General features: G+C 42.5%; 21 protein-coding genes. 17 read left to right on the forward strand and 4 right to left on the reverse strand.

Features of this window, described 5'->3' with window-relative positions:
- Window positions 1-149: 149 nt before the first annotated feature.
- Entirely contained in the window at window positions 150-1,541 is a 1,392-nt protein-coding gene (locus IGK61_RS07045) for a 6-phospho-beta-glucosidase (protein WP_005225822.1), read from the forward strand.
- 20 nt (window positions 1,542-1,561) lie between these two features.
- Window positions 1,562-2,995 carry a 6-phospho-beta-glucosidase gene (locus tag IGK61_RS07050; RefSeq protein ID WP_008378424.1) on the forward strand — a complete coding sequence of 478 codons (1,434 nt, stop codon included), beginning with the start codon at window positions 1,562-1,564 and terminating at the stop codon, window positions 2,993-2,995.
- A 237-nt stretch (window positions 2,996-3,232) separates the two neighbouring features.
- Here IGK61_RS07050 and IGK61_RS07055 read toward each other — a convergent pair whose 3' ends face one another.
- Window positions 3,233-3,703, reverse strand: coding sequence for a glutathione peroxidase (locus tag IGK61_RS07055; RefSeq protein ID WP_074535729.1), 471 nt, complete (start codon window positions 3,701-3,703; stop codon window positions 3,233-3,235).
- 152 nt (window positions 3,704-3,855) lie between these two features.
- The gene (locus tag IGK61_RS07060; protein WP_010748039.1) at window positions 3,856-5,241 is read right to left on the reverse strand and encodes an MATE family efflux transporter; all 1,386 of its coding nucleotides are present in this window, start codon (window positions 5,239-5,241) and stop codon (window positions 3,856-3,858) included.
- A 185-nt stretch (window positions 5,242-5,426) separates the two neighbouring features.
- Between IGK61_RS07060 and trxB the strand changes: the two genes are divergently transcribed.
- The 6 genes from trxB (at window position 5,427) to thrB (ending at window position 12,069) form a co-directional block, all read left to right on the forward strand.
- Window positions 5,427-6,359 (forward strand): thioredoxin-disulfide reductase, encoded by a 933-nt coding sequence (trxB, locus tag IGK61_RS07065; protein WP_015509534.1) that lies wholly within the window; start codon window positions 5,427-5,429, stop codon window positions 6,357-6,359.
- Between the two features lie 147 nt (window positions 6,360-6,506).
- Window positions 6,507-8,234, forward strand: coding sequence for a phospho-sugar mutase (locus tag IGK61_RS07070; RefSeq protein WP_074535731.1), 1,728 nt, complete (start codon window positions 6,507-6,509; stop codon window positions 8,232-8,234).
- A gap of 247 nt (window positions 8,235-8,481) precedes the next feature.
- Entirely contained in the window at window positions 8,482-8,775 is a 294-nt protein-coding gene (locus IGK61_RS07075) for an ArsR/SmtB family transcription factor (protein ID WP_005225828.1), read from the forward strand.
- 116 nt (window positions 8,776-8,891) lie between these two features.
- Window positions 8,892-10,142: a homoserine dehydrogenase gene (locus IGK61_RS07080; RefSeq protein ID WP_438844778.1), complete on the forward strand. Its 1,251-nt coding sequence runs from the start codon at window positions 8,892-8,894 to the stop codon at window positions 10,140-10,142.
- 2 nt (window positions 10,143-10,144) lie between these two features.
- The gene (thrC, locus tag IGK61_RS07085) at window positions 10,145-11,203 is read left to right on the forward strand and encodes a threonine synthase (protein ID WP_005225830.1); all 1,059 of its coding nucleotides are present in this window, start codon (window positions 10,145-10,147) and stop codon (window positions 11,201-11,203) included.
- Window positions 11,200-12,069, forward strand: a complete 870-nt coding sequence (gene thrB / locus IGK61_RS07090; protein WP_005225831.1) for a homoserine kinase — start codon at window positions 11,200-11,202, stop codon at window positions 12,067-12,069. Before thrC ends, thrB begins: the two co-directional genes overlap by 4 nt.
- Before the next feature lie 84 nt (window positions 12,070-12,153).
- Here the strand turns inward: thrB and IGK61_RS07095 are convergent, their stop codons facing one another.
- Entirely contained in the window at window positions 12,154-13,041 is an 888-nt protein-coding gene (locus IGK61_RS07095) for a pyruvate, water dikinase regulatory protein (protein ID WP_010748043.1), read from the reverse strand.
- A 95-nt stretch (window positions 13,042-13,136) separates the two neighbouring features.
- Here IGK61_RS07095 and IGK61_RS07100 point away from each other — a divergent pair, with 95 nt between their 5' ends.
- From IGK61_RS07100 to recO, 9 genes are all read left to right on the forward strand, one after another.
- Window positions 13,137-13,568: a Fur family transcriptional regulator gene (locus IGK61_RS07100; protein WP_005225833.1), complete on the forward strand. Its 432-nt coding sequence runs from the start codon at window positions 13,137-13,139 to the stop codon at window positions 13,566-13,568.
- A 160-nt stretch (window positions 13,569-13,728) separates the two neighbouring features.
- Complete coding sequence (gene rpsU / locus IGK61_RS07105) at window positions 13,729-13,905, forward strand: 30S ribosomal protein S21 (RefSeq protein WP_002356740.1); 177 nt, start codon at window positions 13,729-13,731, stop codon at window positions 13,903-13,905.
- A gap of 33 nt (window positions 13,906-13,938) precedes the next feature.
- Window positions 13,939-14,388, forward strand: coding sequence for a GatB/YqeY domain-containing protein (locus tag IGK61_RS07110; RefSeq protein ID WP_005225841.1), 450 nt, complete (start codon window positions 13,939-13,941; stop codon window positions 14,386-14,388).
- Between the two features lie 171 nt (window positions 14,389-14,559).
- A complete protein-coding gene (locus IGK61_RS07115; RefSeq protein WP_005225842.1) occupies window positions 14,560-15,534 on the forward strand; it encodes a PhoH family protein in 975 nt (324 codons plus the stop codon).
- 21 nt (window positions 15,535-15,555) lie between these two features.
- The gene (locus IGK61_RS07120) at window positions 15,556-17,757 is read left to right on the forward strand and encodes an HD family phosphohydrolase (RefSeq protein WP_005225843.1); all 2,202 of its coding nucleotides are present in this window, start codon (window positions 15,556-15,558) and stop codon (window positions 17,755-17,757) included.
- Complete coding sequence (gene ybeY / locus IGK61_RS07125) at window positions 17,757-18,233, forward strand: rRNA maturation RNase YbeY (RefSeq protein WP_005225844.1); 477 nt, start codon at window positions 17,757-17,759, stop codon at window positions 18,231-18,233. The genes IGK61_RS07120 and ybeY overlap by 1 nt, the downstream gene beginning before the upstream one ends.
- Window positions 18,217-18,606 carry a diacylglycerol kinase family protein gene (locus IGK61_RS07130; protein ID WP_016610244.1) on the forward strand — a complete coding sequence of 130 codons (390 nt, stop codon included), beginning with the start codon at window positions 18,217-18,219 and terminating at the stop codon, window positions 18,604-18,606. Before ybeY ends, IGK61_RS07130 begins: the two co-directional genes overlap by 17 nt.
- A gap of 34 nt (window positions 18,607-18,640) precedes the next feature.
- The gene (gene era, locus IGK61_RS07135; protein ID WP_005225846.1) at window positions 18,641-19,540 is read left to right on the forward strand and encodes a GTPase Era; all 900 of its coding nucleotides are present in this window, start codon (window positions 18,641-18,643) and stop codon (window positions 19,538-19,540) included.
- Window positions 19,541-19,633: 93 nt separating this feature from the next.
- Window positions 19,634-20,407, forward strand: coding sequence for a DNA repair protein RecO (gene recO / locus IGK61_RS07140; protein ID WP_074535734.1), 774 nt, complete (start codon window positions 19,634-19,636; stop codon window positions 20,405-20,407).
- Here recO and IGK61_RS07145 read toward each other — a convergent pair.
- A complete protein-coding gene (locus IGK61_RS07145) occupies window positions 20,401-21,207 on the reverse strand; it encodes an AraC family transcriptional regulator (protein ID WP_005225848.1) in 807 nt (268 codons plus the stop codon). The two genes, recO and IGK61_RS07145, sit on opposite strands and share 7 nt — an antisense overlap.
- Window positions 21,208-21,251 lie beyond the last annotated feature (44 nt).

The following is a 21,251-nucleotide window of genomic DNA, read 5'->3' on the forward strand; positions in this document are numbered from 1 at the left end:
TTGATGCTCTTTGTAAATCTTTTTTACAAAACATCTGCAAGAAGAAGCGAGATTTGCAAACGCTTTTTCTAAATATGCTATTTACATTGAATCAAATGTTTTTATGAATGATAATAAGAATGTAAATAAAATAGCAAAGGAGCAATACAATGACAAAAGGAATTAAAATTGCAACCATTGGTGGCGGCAGCAGCTATACCCCGGAGTTAATGGAAGGCTTTATCAAACGCTATGAAGAATTGCCGATTCGTGAGATTTGGCTAGTAGATATCGAAGCAGGAAAAGAAAAATTAGCAATCGTTGGTGCGATGGCACAACGGATGTGGGATGCGTCACCCTACGATGTAAAAATCCACATGACATTGGATCGAGAAGAAGCATTAAAAGATGCTGATTTCGTTACGACACAATTCCGAGTAGGATTGCTGAATGCCCGTATCAAAGATGAACGAATTCCTGCCTATTACGGCATGATTGGTCAAGAAACCAACGGCCCTGGTGGTATGTTCAAAGCGTTTCGTACGGTTCCAATCATTCTTGAAATCGTTGAAGACATGAAACGCTTGTGTCCCGATGCCTGGTTGATCAACTTTGCGAATCCAAGTGGTATGGTGACTGAAGCAATCGTGCGTTACGGAAAATGGGACAAAGTCATCGGGTTGTGTAACGTGCCTGTCATGGCAACGATGGTTGAACCAGCGTTGCTTGGCAAAGAACCTGACGAATTGATTTACAAATTTGCAGGATTGAACCACTTCCACTGGCACAAAGTTACCGACTCACACGGCAATGACGTTACGATGGACATTATTGATAAAATGTATGAAGAAGACAATGGCTTACCGAAGAATATCTTTGATGTACCATTTTACAAAGAACAGCTGGAACAAATGAAGATGATTCCTTGCGGGTATCACCGTTATTACTATCGTCAAGAAGAAATGTTGAATCATGCGATCGAAGAGTACAAGACTGTCGGTACACGCGCACAGCAAGTGAAACAAACCGAAGCCGAATTGTTTGAGTTGTACAAAGATCCTGAATTAGATCATAAACCAGAACAGCTGCAAAAACGTGGTGGTGCTTACTACTCAGATGCAGCGTGTGAAACGATTGCTTCCATTTATGCTAATAAAAATACCCAAATCGTCGTTTCAACCAAAAATGAAGGCGCCGTTCCAGATCTTCCTGCCGATTGCGTAGTCGAAGTAACAGCTTACGTTGGCGGACAAGGGGCTAGAAATGTTGCCTTTGGTGAGTTACCGACAGCTGAAAAAGGTTGGTTACAGGTAATGAAAGCAATGGAATTATTAACGATCGAAGCAGCTGTGACGGGGGATTACAATATCGCATTACAAGCCTTCACCATCAACCCATTGGTTCCATCAGGTGATACGGCAAAACGTGTCATGGACGAACTGTTTATTGCCCACAAAGATCACTTGCCTAAATTTAAGGAAACGATCGCACGTCTTGAAAAAGAAGGCGTAGAAGTACAAGATGAAGTAGCCCGCGAACTTGATCGCGAACTAGTTAAATAAAGAGAAAGTAGGAAAGAAACATGGCATTTAGAAAAGACTTTTTATGGGGCGGCGCAACAGCTGCCAATCAATGTGAAGGAGGCTACCAAGAAGGCGGACGCGGCTTGGCAAACGTTGACGTGGTACCAATCGGCAAAGATCGTTTTCCAGTCATTACTGGTCAAATGAAAATGTTCGATTTTGATGACGAACATTTCTACCCAGCAAAAGAAGCGATCGATATGTATCATCGCTACAAAGAAGACATCGCGCTATTTGGCGAAATGGGCTTTAAAACCTACCGTTTGTCGATCGCTTGGAGTCGGATTTTCCCTAAAGGGGATGAAACAGAACCAAATGAAGACGGCTTGAAGTTCTATGAAGATCTTTTCAAAGAATGCCACAAATATGGGATCGAACCATTAGTAACGATCACTCACTTTGATTGCCCAATGCATTTAGTTGAAAAATACGGGGCATGGCGTTCTCGTGAATTGGTCGGATTCTATGAAAACTTGTGTAACGTGATTTTCAACCGTTACAAAGGATTAGTAAAATACTGGTTGACCTTCAACGAAATCAACATGATTCTCCATGCGCCATTTATGGGAGCAGGTCTTTACTTTGAAGAAGGCGATAACGTTGAGCAAGTGAAATACCAAGCGGCTCACCATGAGCTATTGGCCTCTGCGATCGCAACGAAAATCGCTCATGAAGTCGATCCTGAGAACAAAGTAGGCTGTATGTTAGCTGCTGGCGCATACTATCCATATACAAGCAAACCAGAAGATGTCTGGGAATCACGCAAAGCAGATCGCGAAAACTATTTCTTTATTGATGTTCAATCACGTGGGGAATATCCACAATATGCGCTGAAAGAAATGGAACGCAATGGGATCGAAATCAAAATGGAAGAAGGCGACCTTGAGCTGTTGAAAGCTCACACCGTAGACTTTATTTCCTTCTCTTACTATTCTTCCCGCGTATCAACCACGGACGCTGAATTATTAGAACAAACGGCTGGCAATATTTTTGCCTCTGTGAAAAACCCATACTTGGAAGCAAGTGAGTGGGGGTGGCAGATTGATCCACTTGGTTTGCGCATCACAATGAATGACATTTATGATCGCTACCAAAAACCATTGTTTATCGTTGAAAACGGCTTAGGAGCTGTGGATACACCAGATGCAGATGGCTATGTGGAAGATGACTACCGGATCCAATACTTGGCAGAGCATATTCAAGCAATGAAAGATGCGGTTGAACAAGATGGTGTCGACTTATTGGGTTACACGACTTGGGGTTGTATCGATTTAGTTTCAGCTGGAACAGGTGAAATGAAAAAACGCTATGGTTTCATTTATGTGGACCGTGACAATGAAGGAAACGGCACCTTGAAACGAACAAAGAAAAAATCATTTGATTGGTACAAACAAGTGATTGCTTCAAACGGTGAAGATTTATCGAATAACTAATTATAAGAAGCTGCAGTTGATCCCTTAGAGAAATCTAAGTAGATCGACTGCAGTTTTTTTAAAGTCTTTTTAAAAACTATTGAAACGAATGATTTGTAAATAAGTAGAAATGGCTGTTCAGAGATTATTGATAACCGACAATGAGAGTGCTGTAAAAGGCTTGCGTTGCAGCAATTACAAAAAAGGGCGACCTTAAGCATGACATGTTTTGTCCTTAAGGTCGCCTTTATCCATTTTTTAAAGAACTTTTTCAATTTCTGGAATCATTTTTTGAGGATTGGTTTGTGGAGCAAAACGCTCCACGACTTTACCTTGGCGGTCCACCAAGAATTTCGTGAAATTCCATTTAATGGCTTTGCCTAATGTACCCGGTGCTTCTGCTTCCAAATAGCGAAACAAGGGATCTGCGTCTTTGCCATTGATCACCGTTAACTTGTGCATCGGAAAATCAACACCATAGGTGGTTCGGCAAGAGGCTGCGGCTTCTTCGGCTGAGCCGACTTCTTGTTTGAACTGGTCAGAAGGAAACCCTAGAACGACCAACCCTTGGTCTTTATAGGTTTCATAAAGACTTTGTAATTCTTTGAACTGCGGGCTCAACCCGCACTTTGTAGCTGTATTGGCGATCACCAGCGGTTGACCTTCGTAGTTTGCTAGCGAATAAGTTTCGCCGTTTTCTAATGTTGCTTGGTAGTCATAGATTGACATAGCAAACGCTCCTTTTAATGTAAATCATAGTCGATAGTTTCTGAGATAAGTATAGAGCAAAGTCTTCAAAAAAACCAAGCAAACTTCTTGGCGCATTTTATTTCTTATAAAAATCAAAAAATCCAGCGGCCGTTGGGACCACTGGACTCTTATTATGCTTCTGGTAAGACTTCTGGTTCTGCTTCTTGTGGATGAACGACAGATTTAGTTTTCCATACCCCAGAATGCCAGCGATAGATCATTAAGACGCTGCGCAATGCTTCGTCAATGGCATAAGCGATCCAAACGCCGATCAAGCCAAATTTAAAGACGATGGCCAGTGAGTAGGAAAACGGTAAGCTGATGACCCATAGAACAATTAGGCTGCAGATCAATGGGAACTTCACGTCACCACTTGCATTTAATGAACCAACTAGGATCATATTGACTGCACGCGCTGTTTCTAAGACGATCTCTACTAAAAAGACACCTTTAGCAATCTCGATTACTTCGGTATTGGAAGTAAAGATCCCCATGATCGGTTCAATAAATAGATAGGTCAATAAGCAGATCGTTACCGAGGCGATGATCCCGATCACCATCGTGCGCATGCCTCGCTGATGCGCACGATCGAATTCACCCGCACCGACATTGCGGCCAATCATGATTTGGTTTCCTTGACTTAATGCGGAGGCGATCAAATAAACAAATTGGGTGATAGCTGTTACGTAAGATTTTGCAATCAAGACACTTGCGCCAAGTTGAGCCACGATCATCGTCACCACGACTTGCGCTCCTTGATAGGAAAGAGACTCGCCAGAAGAAGGCAATCCGTAAGTCAAAATGTTTTTCATCACGCCCCAAGAGACATTCGAGAAACGGGCAGATAAAACAGAAAAATTCACATGTTTCTTCAGCAACATGGCGGCAATTAGTAAACCGATCGAATTACCAAAGACGCTAGAAAATGCCAATCCAGTCACACCGAAATTCGGTAAACCAAAGGGGCTGTATAAGACAAAGTAATTGCCAATGACGGCTAGGATGCTAGCAAACATCGGTACCAATAACGCTGGTTTTGTGAAACTGTGGCTACGCATGACAGCAATTATGACCGCCGTGATCGATGAAAGGAACAGACTTCCGCCATACACTTGTAAGTATCCATGACCTAAAGCAACTAATTCAGCATCTAAGCCCATGAATCGCAAAAGGTAGGTTGAGCCGAAAAGAAACATCAAGCTGATCAAAATCCCGATGAACAATGACCCAAAAAGAGCGGTATTGATGACTTTCGGTATCTGGTCGCGTTTTTTCGCACCAATCAATTGTGCGATAATGATCTGAGTACCCACGGTGATGAAACCGTAAATAAAGACCGTTAAATTCAATAGTTGATTGGCAGCACTGACGGCCGCTACTGCTGGCTCGGAATAATGAGAAATCATCCAAACGTTGACATTCCCAATAACGACCCGCAAAAATAGCTCAACAAAAATCGGCCAGCTGAGAAAAATCAGTTCACGGTCTGATTTTCCTAAAAGTTTTTTCTTATTCAATTGTAAGGACTCCTTATTTTCTATATAATAGACGTATCGTGAAAATTTTACAAAAATTGAAAAGAAAGTCAATGTAATTTTCAAAAGTAAAAGCAGGAATATCTTATTATTTTTTGTAAGCAGATGAGTTGAAAGAATTTGCTTTTGAAAGTAAAGTATGGGTAGTCCAAATTGGAGGGAAATATATGTATGATGTAATTATCATCGGCGCAGGCCCTGCGGGGATGACAGCAGCGCTTTATGCGTCAAGATCGAATTTATCAGTACTAATGATTGAACGAGGAGCACCTGGCGGACAAATGAACAATACGGCTGAGGTTGAAAACTATCCTGGCTTCGAATCAATCTTAGGCCCTGAATTAGCATTTAAAATGTATGAAGGTGCCATTAAATTTGGTGTTGAAAATGCCTATGGGATCGTTCAAAGCATCACGGATCAAGGTGAGTTCAAAGAAGTTGCCACCGAAGACAAAACCTATCAAGGGAAAACAGTCATCATTGCCACAGGATGTGTACATAGAAAGTTAGGCGTCAAAGGCGAAGAAGAATTCGCAGGACGCGGAGTTTCATACTGTGCGGTTTGTGACGGTGCCTTTTTCCGTAACAAACGCTTGATCGTTGTTGGTGGAGGCGACTCAGCAGTCGAAGAAGCTATCTACTTAACGCAATTTGCTTCTGAAGTAACGATCGTTCACCGTCGTGATGAATTACGAGCACAAAAAATCATCCAAGACCGCGCATTTGCCAACGAGAAAATCTCTTTTATTTGGGATTCTGTTGTGGAAGAAATCAAAGGCAATGAGATGGTCGTAACTGGCGTGCAAATCAGAAACGTAAAAACGGATGAAGTGACAGAAGAAGCTGCTGGCGGTGTCTTTATCTATGTTGGTTTAGATCCGTTGACAGAACCATTCAAAGCTAGCGGTATCACGAATGATGCTGGCTGGATCTTAACAAATGATCAGATGGAAACTTCAATTCCTGGTGTTTACGCGATTGGCGATGTTCGTGAAAAAGGCTTGCGTCAAATCACAACGGCAGTCGGCGATGGCAGTATTGCTGGTCAACAAGTGTTTGATTTTATTGAAACACAAAAGGATGCGCAATTAACAAAATAATCTAATGGAATTAGCTGTTATTTTTAAAGTGTCAATCACTTTTGATAGCAGCTTTTTTTATTTTTCGTTTGGTTATTCTTTGAGAAATCTGTAAGTAGTGTTATACTAATTTTAGAGCATTTTAACGGAAAAAGGAGAGGTTATTTTATGGCATGGGAACAAACATTTAATCAATGGAAAAACAGTGAACACTTAGATCCACAATTAAAAGAACAATTGACCGCATTAGAAACAGATCCTGCGATGTTAGAAGACGCTTTTTATATGCCTTTGGAATTTGGGACTGCTGGCATGCGAGGGATTTTAGGACCTGGTATCAATCGGATGAACATTTATACGATTCGTCAAGCAACGGAAGGTTTGGCTCGCTTTATGGATACACAAGATCCCGAAACAAGACGTCGTGGCGTAGCGATTGCCTATGATTCCCGTCATTTTTCACCTGAGTTCGCGATGGAAGCAGCAAAAACATTGGCAAAACATGATATTCCAGCCTTTGTCTTTGAAAGCTTACGTCCGACGCCAGAATTATCTTTTGCTGTGCGTTACTTAAAAACTTTTACTGGAATCATGATCACTGCTTCTCACAATCCAGCCGAATACAATGGCTACAAAGTATATGGGGAAGATGGTGGGCAAATGCCACCAGCAGATGCGGATGCATTGACAAAATTTGTTCGGGAAATTGAAAATCCGTTGGAGATCCCTGTATTAAGTGAAGAAGAAGCCAAAAACAGCGGCTTGATCTCTATTATTGGCGAAGAAATCGATACTGCCTATCTGAAAGAAATCAAAGAAGTCACGATCGATCAAGAATTGATCGATACGGTGGGCAAAGATTTGAAACTTGTTTATACACCACTTCACGGAACAGGGCGGATGCTTGGCGAGAAAGCGTTGAAACAAGCTGGTTTCCAACAATTCATTATTGAACCCTCACAAGCGGTTGCTGATCCAAACTTCAGTACAGTAAAATCACCGAATCCAGAAGAGCGCTCTGCCTTTGAATATGCGATTGCTTTAGGAGAAAAAGAAGGTGCTGACCTATTGATCGCAACAGATCCAGATGCCGATCGCTTAGGGGCTGCAGTAAGAATGCCAGATGGCAACTACCAAGTCTTGACAGGTAACCAGTTAGGTGCATTGATGATCCGTTACATTTTAGAAGCCCATAAAACAGCTGGAACATTGCCAGAAAATGCAGCAGTCTTAAAATCGATCGTTTCTAGTGAATTGCCAACAGCGATCGCTAAATCCTACGATGTTGATATGATCAATGTTTTAACTGGCTTTAAATTTATTGCCGAAAAAATCCAACAATTTGAAACAGACCATTCTCAAACTTTCATGTTTGGCTTTGAAGAAAGCTATGGCTACTTAGTTAAACCATTCGTACGGGATAAGGACGCGATCCAAGCGCTCGTTTTATTAGCAGAAGTGGCTGCTTTTTACAAACAATCAGACAAAACATTGTATGATGGTCTGCAAGATATTTTTGAAGAGTACGGCTACTATGCAGAAAAAACGATTTCTGTAACGATGAGCGGCATGGAAGGGGCAACTAAGATTGCTGCCTTGATGAAGACTTTCCGTGAAAAAGCACCTTCCGTCTTCGCAGGAACCCCTGTCGTGCAAACAGAAGACTTTAAATTGTTGACTCGTGTGGGCTTAGATGGTCACCAACAAAAAATGACCACACCGCCTTCTGATGTTTTGAAATACACCTTGGAAGATGAAAGCTGGATTGCTGTTCGTCCTTCTGGGACCGAACCTAAAATCAAGTTTTATATTGGTGTAAAAGGCGATACGGCAGAAGCAGCAGAACAAAAAATTGCTGATCTGCAAGCAGCGATCGAAGAAATCACAGGTGAATAAAGTCATCTGATGTCTTCATAATCAAAAAAATTGCAATTGACTGAATGATCCGAGTGGTAGAAAAAGAAGCGTTCGCTTCCCTCAGCAAACAGGTGTTGAGGGACCGAAGCTTCTAAAGGGAATTTTCTGACGCTTGGATCTATTCTTGTCTTTTAGCTCGTTTCTTCTCCTTGATCGTCGAGCATTGATTGACAAGCTGTCTATCAAGGGCTAAAATGCAAAAGGAAATAAGAGAGGATGTGGCGCGATGACTACGCCGAAACTAGAAGAAATTCAGCAAGTAACACAGATTTTTAAAATGCTTAGTGATCCCACTAGACTAAAAATTTTGTTGTCTCTTCAAGAAGGAGAGCGCAATGTCACTTCGATTGCAGAACAAGTACATATGGAACAATCAGCAGTTTCTCATCAGCTGAAACTTTTGAAAGATAATCGGATCGTAAAGTCGGAAAGACAAGGAAAAACCATCCTTTATAGTCTTGATGACAAACATGTTGTGGATATTTTGCAAAAAACATTCGAACATATCCATCACCGTTAAAACTAGGGCGAGAATTTCTCAAAAGTCCTAGTTTTTTCTTATTGTTTTTGGTATGCTAGTGGAAATATTAAAATTAGATGAACGGTTTTTAATAACGTTTTCAGTTAGGGGGCATTATGGGTAAGCAATTGAACATTGGATTATTAGGAATGGGTGTTGTCGGCATCGGGGTATGCCAAGTGTTGGCAGAGCAAAAAGAAGCCATTCTGGCACGCACAGGAGTCAGTGTGCAAATCACGAAAGCATTAGCTTCGCCTTACGAGGATAAGTCTGCGTTAGCGGCTAAGTACGGGTTTGCGTTGACGAATGAGGCAAATGAGTTGTTTGAAGATGAGACCATCGACGTAATTGTGGAATTGATCGGGAAGATCGATCCGGCAAAAGCGTTTATTTCAGCTGCTTTAGAAAATAAGAAGCACGTTGTGACGGCAAATAAAGACTTGATTGCCACCCATGGACCTGAACTGCTGGCAATCGCTGAAAAAGCCGGGGTGTCTCTTTATTATGAAGCCAGCGTGGGTGGTGGCATTCCGATCTTGCGTACATTGAGCACCCACTATCTGCCTGATACCATCACAGGGATTTTTGGTATCGTCAATGGGACGACCAATTATATGCTGACAAAAATGACGGAAGATGGCATGACCTATGAAGATGCTTTGTCACAAGCCCAAGCAAAAGGTTTTGCCGAATCAGATCCTACTAATGATGTTGACGGTATCGATGCGGCCTATAAAATGGTGATCCTGTCCAAATTTGCTTTTGGGAAAACGATCCATGTTGCTGATGTGGCAACAAAAGGCATCCGCGGCTTAGCTGTGGCAGATATTAAGCAGGCACAAGCCTTTGGTTATGAAGTGAAGTTGATCGGTGCAGCACAAAAGACAGTTGACGGTTCCCTTACTGTGTCAGTTGGACCTGTATTAGTGCCGAAAAACCATGCGTTAGCGACGATCCAAAACGAGTTTAATGGCATTTTTATCGAGAGTGAAGGCATCGATCAATCAATGGTTTATGGACCAGGAGCAGGATCACGACCGACGGCCACCAGCGTGGTAGCGGATTTGACCGTTTTAGCAAAAAATAAAAGCTTTGGGATCGTTGAACCTTTTCTAACTTTTGAAAAAGAAACAGCATTAGCATCTGTAGAAGAAGTCCCTAGCCAGCATTATGTGTCTTTTTCAAGTCAAGAGATCAAAGGGAACGCTCTTCCAGAATGGTTTGCGTTTGAGCAAACGGTGTTCAACGAAGCAGACCAACGAATAGCTGGAATCACCAATCCAATGAGCGAAAAAGAGTTAACAGAAAAACTCGCAACTTATACCGATGCACAAGACATACAAATAATGAAAGTGATGGAGGAATAAACATGTATCAAGGATTATTGCATCAATACAAGGAATATCTGCCAGTCAACGAAAATACACCAGCATTGTCGCTGGCTGAAGGCAACACGCCGTTGATTCCCTTACCAAGCCTTTCCAAGGAATTAGGGATTCAATTGTATGGAAAATACGAAGGGCTGAATCCGACAGGCTCTTTTAAAGACCGAGGGATGGTCATGGCGGTGGCAAAAGCGGTGGAAGAAGGTGCCAAAGCAATCGTCTGTGCATCGACAGGAAATACCAGTGCGGCAGCAGCAGCTTATGCGACCAGAGCGGGGATCAAAGCCTATGTTGTTATTCCAGATGGCAAGATCGCTATGGGAAAATTGGCGCAAGCAATCGTTTATGGAGCCGACATCATTTCGATCCCAGGAAACTTTGATGAAGCGTTAAAAGCAGTACGAGATATTGCAGAAACCGAAGCCGTGGCGCTAGTAAACTCAGTCAATCCTTATCGTTTAGAAGGACAAAAAACAGCGGCCTTTGAAGTATGCGAACAATTAGGACAAGCACCGGATGTTCTTGCGATTCCTGTCGGTAATGCAGGGAATATCTCGGCATATTGGAAAGGGTTCAAAGAATGGCATGAGAAAAAAGGCACCGCGTTGCCAAGAATGCATGGGTTTGAAGCTGAAGGTGCTGCTGCGATCGTCCGTGGTGAAGTCATCGAACAACCAGAAACGATTGCTACAGCGATTCGGATCGGCAATCCAGCCAGCTGGCAGTTGGCAGAAGCCGCTCGTGATGAATCAAATGGACACATCGATGCAGTAACCGATGAGGAAATTTTGAATGCTTACCGTAAAATTGCTGCGCAAGATGGTGTGTTTATTGAACCAGGCTCAGCTGCCTCGCTGGCTGGTGTCATCCAGCACGTGAAAGCAGGGAAAATCAAACCAGGTGAGACTGTCGTTGCCGTCTTTACTGGAAATGGTCTGAAGGATCCTGATACAGCTATCAAAGCGACAGAAGTAACCATCAATAAGATGAGTGATTTAGAAGAAATGCGTCAGCATCTTCGTGAAGGAGTTGCCAATCTATGAAGATCCGCGTTCCTGCAACCAGTGCGAACTTAGGGCCTGGTTTTGATTCCTGCGGGATTGCCCTGTCAAAGTATTTGTTCATTGAAGTTTTAAAAGAAAACGATACGTGGGAAATCATCCATGAGCTAGGTTCAGAGATCCCAACGGATGAAACCAACTTGCTTTTGCGTGTGGCATTGAAATTAGCACCAAACATGAAGCCTTTGAAAATCCGAATGAGTTCGGACATTCCTTTGGCAAGAGGCTTAGGCAGCAGTTCCTCGGTGATCGTCGCCGGGATTGAACTAGCCAACCGCATGGCCCACATGAATCTGAGTGCAGCACAAAAGCTTGAGATCGCAACTGCCATCGAAGGGCATCCTGACAACGTTGGACCAGCGATTTATGGAGATTTTGCGGTTGCTGCTTACGACCATCAGCACAAGCATACGTATTTAGTCAAGCATCATTTTCCAGAGTGCGAGATCATTGCCTATATTCCTCATGAAGAACTGTTGACTGAAGCAAGTCGTCAAGTCTTGCCGCAGACCCTTTCGCACGAGCAAGCTGTCGAAGCCAGTGCGATCGCCAACGTGATGATCGCAGCGGTCATCAATGGCAATCTGCCTCTTGCAGGAAAATTGATGCAACAGGATCGTTTTCATGAAGCCTATAGGGAAAAGCTTGTGCCGCACTTGTCGACTATTCGCCAAATCTGCGAAGAAGAAGGCGGCTATGGCTGTTTCTTAAGCGGCGCAGGTCCTACGGTCTTAGCGATCGTCCCAGAGGAACGGGCAGAACGAATCTCAAAACTTTTGCATGCCTTGGAGAGCAATGCGTATATCGAACAATTACAAATCGATCGTGAAGGGCTGCAAGTGTTCTAAAAGAGAATAATAATAAATGAGCCACAGACCAAAAACGGTGAGCAGAAGATTTTCTGCTCACCATTTTTCATTGCTTCATCGATGTTAGTCTTTCGTTTCTGACGTGTAATAGCTATGATCTTCTAAGTTTAATGCATTTAAAATCATAGAGGCGGTTTCTTCGATGGAAAGAGAAGCGACATTGATCACGACACAGCCTAGTTTTTCATACAGATCATTGGCAAACGTCAGCTCCGCTTTGATTTTTTCGATATCGGAATACGCAGAATCTGGGTTCAAGCCGTAGGAGCGCATCCGTTCTTTGCGAATACTGTTTAACACATTCGGATCGTTTGTTAGCCCGACGATTTTTTTCGGATCGATTTCCCAGAGCTGTTTTGGGATGTGGGCTTGCGGTACTAAAGGCAGGTTAGCAACTTTTAAATTTTTGTTTGCTAGAAATAGACTCAAAGGCGTTTTTGACGTCCGAGAAACCCCTAGTAACACGACATCTGCTTCCAAGAAGCCACGAGGGTCTTTCCCATCATCGTACATAACCGCAAATTCCATGGCTTTGATGCGTTTGAAATAATTTTCGTTTAAGTGGTGCAAAGCCCCTGGCTCTCGTGAAGGTGCTACGCCAGTTCGTCGTTCTACTTCACTTACTGGAGGGGTCAATACGTCGAAATGGTAAAGGTCAGCTTCTTCACAAAAATGATTCGTCAAATCCACAAGTTCTTCTTTGATCAAGGTATGAAGAATAATGGCGTTGTGTTTTTTTGCATCAGACAAAGCTTTGATCAAATGCTCTTTTGTGTGGATAAACGTGCGTCTAAAAAGGTTAAATTCGACGCTGGGGTATTGGGCCATTGTCGCTTGTGCAAGCTTCGATGCCGTTTCGCCGGCAGAGTCCGACAACACGAACATCGTCACTGCGGCACTGGTTTGCAATTTTTCTTGCAAGTCTGGTTGTTCAGGTTCAGTTGGCTTCATAAGAAAAATCCTCTCTTGCTTTTTTATTGATTTCATTATACCATACTTAAGATCGATAGAATCGGAATGATTTTGATTTATCAGGAGGGCCTACGATGAAAAATCAAACACTTATTGAGCATGCCATGACTACATTGAAAGAAAATGGCTTTAAATACACCAAAAAAAGAGAAGCGATCATCACCTATTTAGTGAAACGCAATCGCTATTTGCCAGCCAAGGAAATTCATGAATACATGTCAGAAAAGTATCCTGGCTTGAGCTATGATACGATCTACCGTAATCTGCATGATTTTTCTGAGATCGGTATTTTAGAAGAAACAGAGCTGAACGGGGAGATGAAGTTTCGCTATAACTGCTGTGCAGAATTAGAGGACCATCATCACCATCACTTTATTTGCACGGTTTGTGGCAAAACAAAAGAACTGCATATTTGCCCGATGGACTTCTTCCAAGAACAGCTTCCTGGCTGCTTGATCGAGGGACATCGCTTCGAGATTTTGGGCCGTTGTGAAGAATGTCAATGAAAACCCAAACAAACTTGATGGGATCGAAGACTTTTTTAACAGAATGCCTTGACACTTTTTCAGGGGTTAGCTATAATTTTTAAAGGACAGTCGTGTTTTTTGGGATTTTATTTCAATAACAACTACGGTTACTTTTTAAGCTCGGAGGGAGGGAATTTACATGTCAAAAACAGTCGTTCGCAAAAACGAATCACTTGACGATGCTCTTCGTCGCTTCAAACGTTCCGTGTCAAAAGCGGGTACTTTACAGGAATCTCGTAAACGTGAATTTTACGAAAAACCTAGCGTAAAGCGTAAGAAAAAATCTGAAGCAGCTAGAAAACGCAAAAAATTCTAATTTTCTACTGTTTTGAGAATTGGAGCTGGTAGTGTGACACTACTAAGTACACTGAATGATGACATGAAGACAGCGATGAAAGCCAAAGACAAGGAAACCTTGCAGGTGATCCGCATGTTGAAAGCATCCATTCAAAATGAGCAGATCAAAAAAGGTTCTGACTTGAATGAAGAAGAAGAGTTGACCGTTTTGTCTCGTGAGATGAAACAGCGTCGTGACTCTTTAAATGAGTTTGAGAAAGCTGACCGAAATGATCTAGCAGAGAAAGTCAAAGTTGAAATTGCAGTTGTTGAAAAATATTTGCCAGCACAACTCGATGAAGCGGAAATCCGCCAAATCGTCGCTGGAGCGATTGAAAAGACTGGTGCTTCTTCTTCCAAAGAATTTGGAAAAGTGATGGGTGCTGTAATGCCACAAGTTAAAGGCAAAGCAGACGGCAATCAAGTCAATGCGATCGTTAAAGAATTATTGGATCAAATGTAAGCTCACGCCGCAAGTATGGATGACATGCTTGCGGCTTTTTTTTCTGATTTCGAAAACTTAAAAAAAGCATAAGGACAAGGGGAAACGACTGTTGTGCTTGATAAGTAATTTTTCTTTTTTCCATCTTATGTTATTATTAATAAGAACGCCAAAAAAGGAGCTGTAACATATTTGACAGACAAAACAATAACGATCGAGATAACACTTAGTGAAAACGATGACGTTCGTTTATTATTAGGTGCCCACGATAAGAACATCAAAATTATTGAAGACTCCACAGGAACGGTCATTCACACTCGTGGTGAGCTGATCCAAATCGTAGGAGAAACTGAAGCCGCTGAAAAGGCACAATCCGTGATTCGGGCTTTGCAAGAGTTGATCAAACGAGGCATCAATATCAGTACCCCTGATGTGATCACTGCGTTGAATATGGTGAATAAGGGCAGTCTTGATTATTTCAAAGATATGTATGAAGAAGAGATCATCAAAGACCGTAACGGCAAACCGATCCGAGCGAAAAATGCTGGGCAAAAAAAATATATCGAAGCCGTCCGTAAACATGATGTAGTGTTTGGTGTCGGCCCCGCTGGAACCGGAAAGACCTTCTTAGCAGTCGTAATGGCAATTGCAGCTCTAAAGAAAGGCCAAGTGCAAAAAATCATTTTGACACGTCCCGCCGTTGAAGCAGGAGAAAATCTTGGTTTCCTACCAGGAGACTTGAAAGAAAAAGTCGATCCTTACTTACGCCCCGTTTATGATGCGTTGTATCAAATTTTTGGGATGGATCATACGAACCGTCTCATGGAACGAGGCGTCATTGAGATCGCACCATTGGCATATATGCGTGGACGTACGCTAGAAGATGCCTTTGTCATTTTAGATGAAGCGCAAAATACGACGATTGCTCAAATGAAAATGTTTTTGACCCGTTTAGGATTCAACTCTAAAATGATCGTCAATGGCGATACCAGCCAGATCGATTTGCCAAAAGGGACTTTAAGCGGCCTGATCCACGCCGAACGAACGTTACAAGAGATCCCTAAAATTGCTTTTGCTAATTTTGAAGCAGGAGATGTCGTGCGGCATCCAGTTGTTGCCGAGATCATTCGCGCATATGAAGAAGCAGATCTTAAAGACAAGCGCTGATCGTCTTTTAGGAGGAGAACTATGATCATTCAACCACTACGGAAATTTAGAGAAAGACTTGGGAAATTCTATCTACCAGTTTTGATGTTCCTTTTCTTTCTTTTTTCGATTGGTATCATGTACACCAGCGTCAAACAAAACAATGTCGATTATAGCGAAGGTCAAGTGGCGGAAGAAAATATCCGTGCCAATAAAACGATCGAAAATACCGCTGCGACGGAACAAAAACGTAAACTGGCTGCCGAAGCTGTACCACCAGAGTACACGTATCAGGATACACTGGCGCAAACGCAGCATGATCGTATCGATCATTTATTTGACTTAGTTGCTTCAGTCAAAAAATCAGTGGATGAAGCTCATGAAAAAAAAGTGGCTGAAGCCGATGAGGATGAAAATATCCCTAAACCTAGTACAGATGAATATATCGCAGCCTTAAAACAAGAATTTGAAAAAATGAGTGATGATGAACTAGATTTTTATCAGTCATTTACCAATAATTTTTTGACGACGATGTTCTCATTAAGTGATGATGAATTAAATACAGTGCGTACCTATGCGCTACAATTAATAGATGAACAAATGGCGAAACAGATCCGCCAAACGGAACTAAGTACGTTCCGTTCTGAGGCGGAAGATAAGATCCAGTTCTTAGATGTTAGCTCAGATATGGCTTCTGTCTTACGTTTCTTAGTCAATCAAGGAATCGTCGTGAACGATATCCCAAATGAAAAACGGACAGAAGAAGCACGGCAAACCGCCATGGATGCTGTTCCTCCAGTGATGATTTATCAAGGAGAGATCATTGTCCGTGAGGGCTCGCAGATCGATGCCAATGCCCTAGAGAAGCTGCAGCTTTTAGGAATGACCAATCAGACCTTTTCTGTTTTTCCATTGATCGCTTTAGTGTTAGCAACAGTCTTACAGATGCTGATGGTGTTTTATTACACGAAACAGACGAAAGACGTGGAAAAACGGATGAATGCGGTCACGTTTTATATTTTGGCAATGGCATTCAGTATTTTGATCATGAAGTTTTTCCAACTTTTCCAATCTGAATTAGTGACCTTTATCCCGCTGTTTTTCCCAGCTGCGTTTACACCGTTGATCCTGAGTATTTTCTCCAGCCGTCGTTTGGGGATTTTGTCTGCGATTTTCCAAGTAATCAGTGCACTCTTTATTTACTTTGATTCTAGCGGAACCAACTTGTTGACGACCGTCTTAGTCACCTATTTGTTCTCTGGCTTGATGGGAACGATGATCAAGCGCGCCCGCATCGCTAGTCAAGGGAAAACGGCAGTAGCGTGGGTGATCGTCTTTCCGCTCTTACTGAGTTTTGTGCTGGTGATTTTCCAAGGAATGGATTTTGCTCGCGGGAACACTTGGACCACGATCATTTGTGGTTTAGCAGGCTCTCTCTTAAGCTATTTGCTAACGATGGGACTACATCCTTACATCGAATTGTTGGTGACGGATGAGAGTATGATCGTGTTAAATGAATTGAGTAACCCGAATCATCCATTGTTAAAACAGTTGCTGGAAGAAGCGCCAGGAACGTATCATCACAGTATGATGGTTGCCAATCTTAGTGCCAATGCCGTTGCCGAAATCGGCGGGCAAAGCTTACTGACTCGTGTGGCTTGTTATTACCATGATATCGGCAAGGTCAAACATGCCAATTTCTTCGTAGAAAATTTACCTGCTGGTGCCGAAAACCCGCATAATTTCTTGTTGCCTGAAGACAGCAAACAAATCATCTTCGGTCACGTGATCGATGGGGCGGAAATTCTCGAAGAAGCCAAAATGCCGCGCATGGTGATCGACATTTGTCGTCAACACCATGGCACGACCTTGATGCGTTATTTCTACGTAAAAGCCAAAGAGCGTAATCCCGAGGTGACGGAAGAAGATTTCCGTTATCCTGGTCCAAAACCGCAAACACGAGAAGCTGGCGTTGTGAGTATCGCGGATAGTTGTGAAGCAGCTGTTCGAGCGATGGAAAATCCAACAAATCAAAAGATTCAAGAATTTGTTGCAAATCTCATCAATGATCGGATCTTAGACGGTCAACTGGATGAAACAGGCCTGACTTTGAAAGAAATCCGAATGATTGAAAAATCACTGGTCAACGGACTTTGCAGTACCTTCCATTCACGGATCAAATACCCAAAAATGAAGTCGGAAGCAGAGAAAATGAAAGAAGAACAAGAAAGAAGAGAGCGCTAATGGAGATTACCTTTTTAGATGAGACAAATTCAGTGGGGGAAACCAAGATCAAAGAGATCGAAGGACTACTGCAATTTGCTGCAGGACATTTAGAACTTCCAGAGGATACGGAAATGTCCGTCACATTTATGGACAATGCGGCGATCCAAGAAATCAATCGGGAGTACCGCGGCAAAGATATGCCAACAGATGTCATTAGTTTTGCCTTTGAAGAAGAAACTGACGAAGAGCTGTCGATCATTTTTGACGAAGCCCTTGAAGAGCTGCCGCGTGATCTTGGAGATATTATGATCTCCATTGAACGAGCGAAAGAACAAGCTGCTGAATACGGGCACACCTATGATCGGGAGCTGGGTTTCTTGGCGTTACATGGTTTCTTGCATATCAATGGCTATGATCATATGACACCTGAAGATGAAAAGGAAATGTTTGGACTGCAAAAGGAAATACTGGATGCCTATGGACTCAAAAGATAAGAATATTGGGAAAAACAAACAATTTATTTCGTCGATCGAATTTGCTTTCACTGGTATAAAAACCGTCTTTAAAGAGGAACGCAATATGCGTAAACATGTTGCACTAGGAATCGTTGCGATCATTGCAGGCTTTATTTTCCGTTTGAGTCAAATGGAATGGCTCTGGTTGCTGCTAGCTGTTTTCTTAGTCTGGATCGTTGAGATCATCAACACCGTCTTTGAAAACGTCGTAGATATGTTTACAGATTTCCATTTCCATCCTATCGGAAAAAAAATCAAAGATATGGCAGCTGGTGCCGTGCTGATGACCGCAGTTTTTGCGTTAGTCGTCGCAGCGATCATCTTCTTGCCAAAATTGCTGCAGCTCTTCTGATGCGCACCAAAACACAAGATAAAGGGGAACAACAATGACAACACACAAATCAGGCTTCGTTGCGATCGTCGGGCGGCCAAATGTTGGGAAATCAACACTACTAAATCGAGTCGTAGGACAAAAAATCGCGATCATGAGTGACAAAGCGCAAACGACCCGTAACAAAATCCAAGGGGTCTACACGACGGATGACGCACAGCTGATCTTTATCGATACACCAGGGATCCACAAACCCAAACACCGTTTAGGCGATTTTATGGTTGAAACCGCCTATAGTGCACTGCGAGAAGTTGACGTGACGCTATTTATGATCAGTGCGGACCAAAAGCGTGGGAAGGGCGATGATTTTATTATCGAACGATTGCGCCAAAGTCAGACACCGGTTTTCCTCGTGATCAATAAAATTGATAAAGTCCATCCAGATGCCTTATTGGCAATTATTGAAGACTACTCCTCACAAATGGACTTTGCTGAGATCGTACCGATTTCTGCAACAGAAGGCAATAATTTCGAAACGTTAATGAAGCTACTGATCGATGAAATGCCAGAAGGGCCTCAGTACTTCCCAGAGGATCAAATCACGGATCATCCAGAATACTTTATCGTTTCCGAATTGGTGCGGGAAAAAGTCTTGCTACTGACCAGAGATGAAGTACCTCACTCAGTAGCGGTCGTGGTTGACTCCATGAAACGAGACCACAATGACAAGGTGCATATTCAAGCGACGATCATTGTCGAACGTGACAGTCAAAAAGGCATTATCATCGGCAAAGGCGGAAAAATGCTGAAACAGATCGGTACGAAAGCTCGTTTAGACATTGAACACTTGTTAGATGACAAAGTCTTCTTGGAATTATGGGTAAAAGTTCAAAAAGATTGGCGCGACAAGCAAACATTCTTAACAGATTATGGCTATCGCAAAGATGAGTATTGATGACATGCAGATCAAACATGATCTGTTTTAATGAAGAAAAACTGATGCAGTTAGCGAACTGGATCAGTTTTTTTAAAGAAATGGGGTGCGACGATGAATCTTGTTGAAACAAAAGGAATCTTACTTTTTTCAAAAGACCATAAAGAAAAAGACAAGCTAGTCAAAATCTTTACGGAATCTGCTGGGAAGCAAATGTTTTATGTCAAGGGTGCCCATCGGAAAAACAACCCCTTGGCACCAGCGCTGCTCTCCTATACTGAAGCCACCTACATGGGAACCATCAAAACGGAAGGCTTGTCCTTTTTAAACAATGCCAAAGACATCCATCCTTTTCGTACGATCCAAAGTGATATTTTTATTGCTGGTTATGCAACCTACTTATTGAATTTGGCTGATTCTGCTATTGATGATCGGGTCTATGACCCACATCTATACCAATTTTTACATGAGGCCTTGCAATTAATGGACCAAGAAAACGACGCAGAGATCATCACCAATATCTTTGAGATCCAGATTTTGCACCGTTTCGGGATCACCCCGAATTGGACCCATTGTGCGATCTGCGGAAAAACCGACGGTCGGTTTGACTATTCCTCAAAATATAGCGGTATTTTATGTGAACAGCACTGGGGGATGGACGAACGTCGTTATCATGCTGATTCTCGGGCTATCCATTTTATTCGCTTATTTTCGCAAATATCCTACGAGCAGATTGCTTCAATCAAATTAAAGCCAGAAACGAAAGCCGCGATCCGACGAGTGATTGATTTATTATATGATGAATATGTGGGCATTTATTTAAAAAGTAAGAAGTTTATCGATCAGATGGGGCAATGGCAAGACGTCTTAAAACCGAAAAATCAATGATAGAGTTGGCGAAACTTTAATGGAGTTAAGCCGACTCTTTTTTTGAATAATGCTGTAAAGTGACTTGCATCTTGAAACCCCACTGCGAAGGCAGCTTGTTGAATGGGCAGATCTGGCTGTGCCACCAAAAGCTCTTTGGCTCGGGTCATGCGGTAGTTCAATAAATATTGTGCAGTAGATTGCCCCAAAAAACGTTGGAACAAACGTGAGAGATACTGTGGTGACACATAGACGAGCCCTGCTAGTTCTTTGATCGTGATCGCCTGATCGTAATTCGTTTCGATTTCTTGTATAACGGGAACCAGATATTGTTGGAACAGCGGGTGTTTTTCTGTTGGATTCCCTGAGCGTTCTTGCATGATCGCCAATAAAAAGCGGTAACATTCGCTAGAAGCCCGTAGCGGGTCCCAACTGATTTGTTGGTCTTCTTTGATCCGTTGATTGATCCAGGTGACATAAGAAAAGGTTTCTGACTCTTCAGCTAATATATAGGGCTGATTCGTGTACTGCTTTAACACCTCAGCTGCCAAAGGGCCTTGGAATGTGGCGAAGGATGTTTTCCAGTTAGTCAATGGATAATAGCGATGGGGCGTAAAAGGAAAAATCAAAATGCCTTCATTCGGACGTAAGATAAACGATTCCTGACCAAATGTGATTCGGCCTTCCCCTTGCTCGGTTTGCAGCCAATGGAAGTAGGGATAGCCATCAGGACGAGCGACGTCATCTTGCGCCCAATCGTTGCCGATGCTTTCCAGAGATAAAGGCAGCTGCTGATTGGTTTGATAAAAGTAGATAGGCATAGTGTACCTCCGTGTTTCGAAAAGTTATAAAATAGTGTTTCATG

It is taken from the genome of Enterococcus sp. AZ063, from assembly GCF_051715045.1.
GTDB classification, from domain to species: Bacteria; Bacillota; Bacilli; order Lactobacillales; family Enterococcaceae; genus Enterococcus_D; species Enterococcus_D casseliflavus.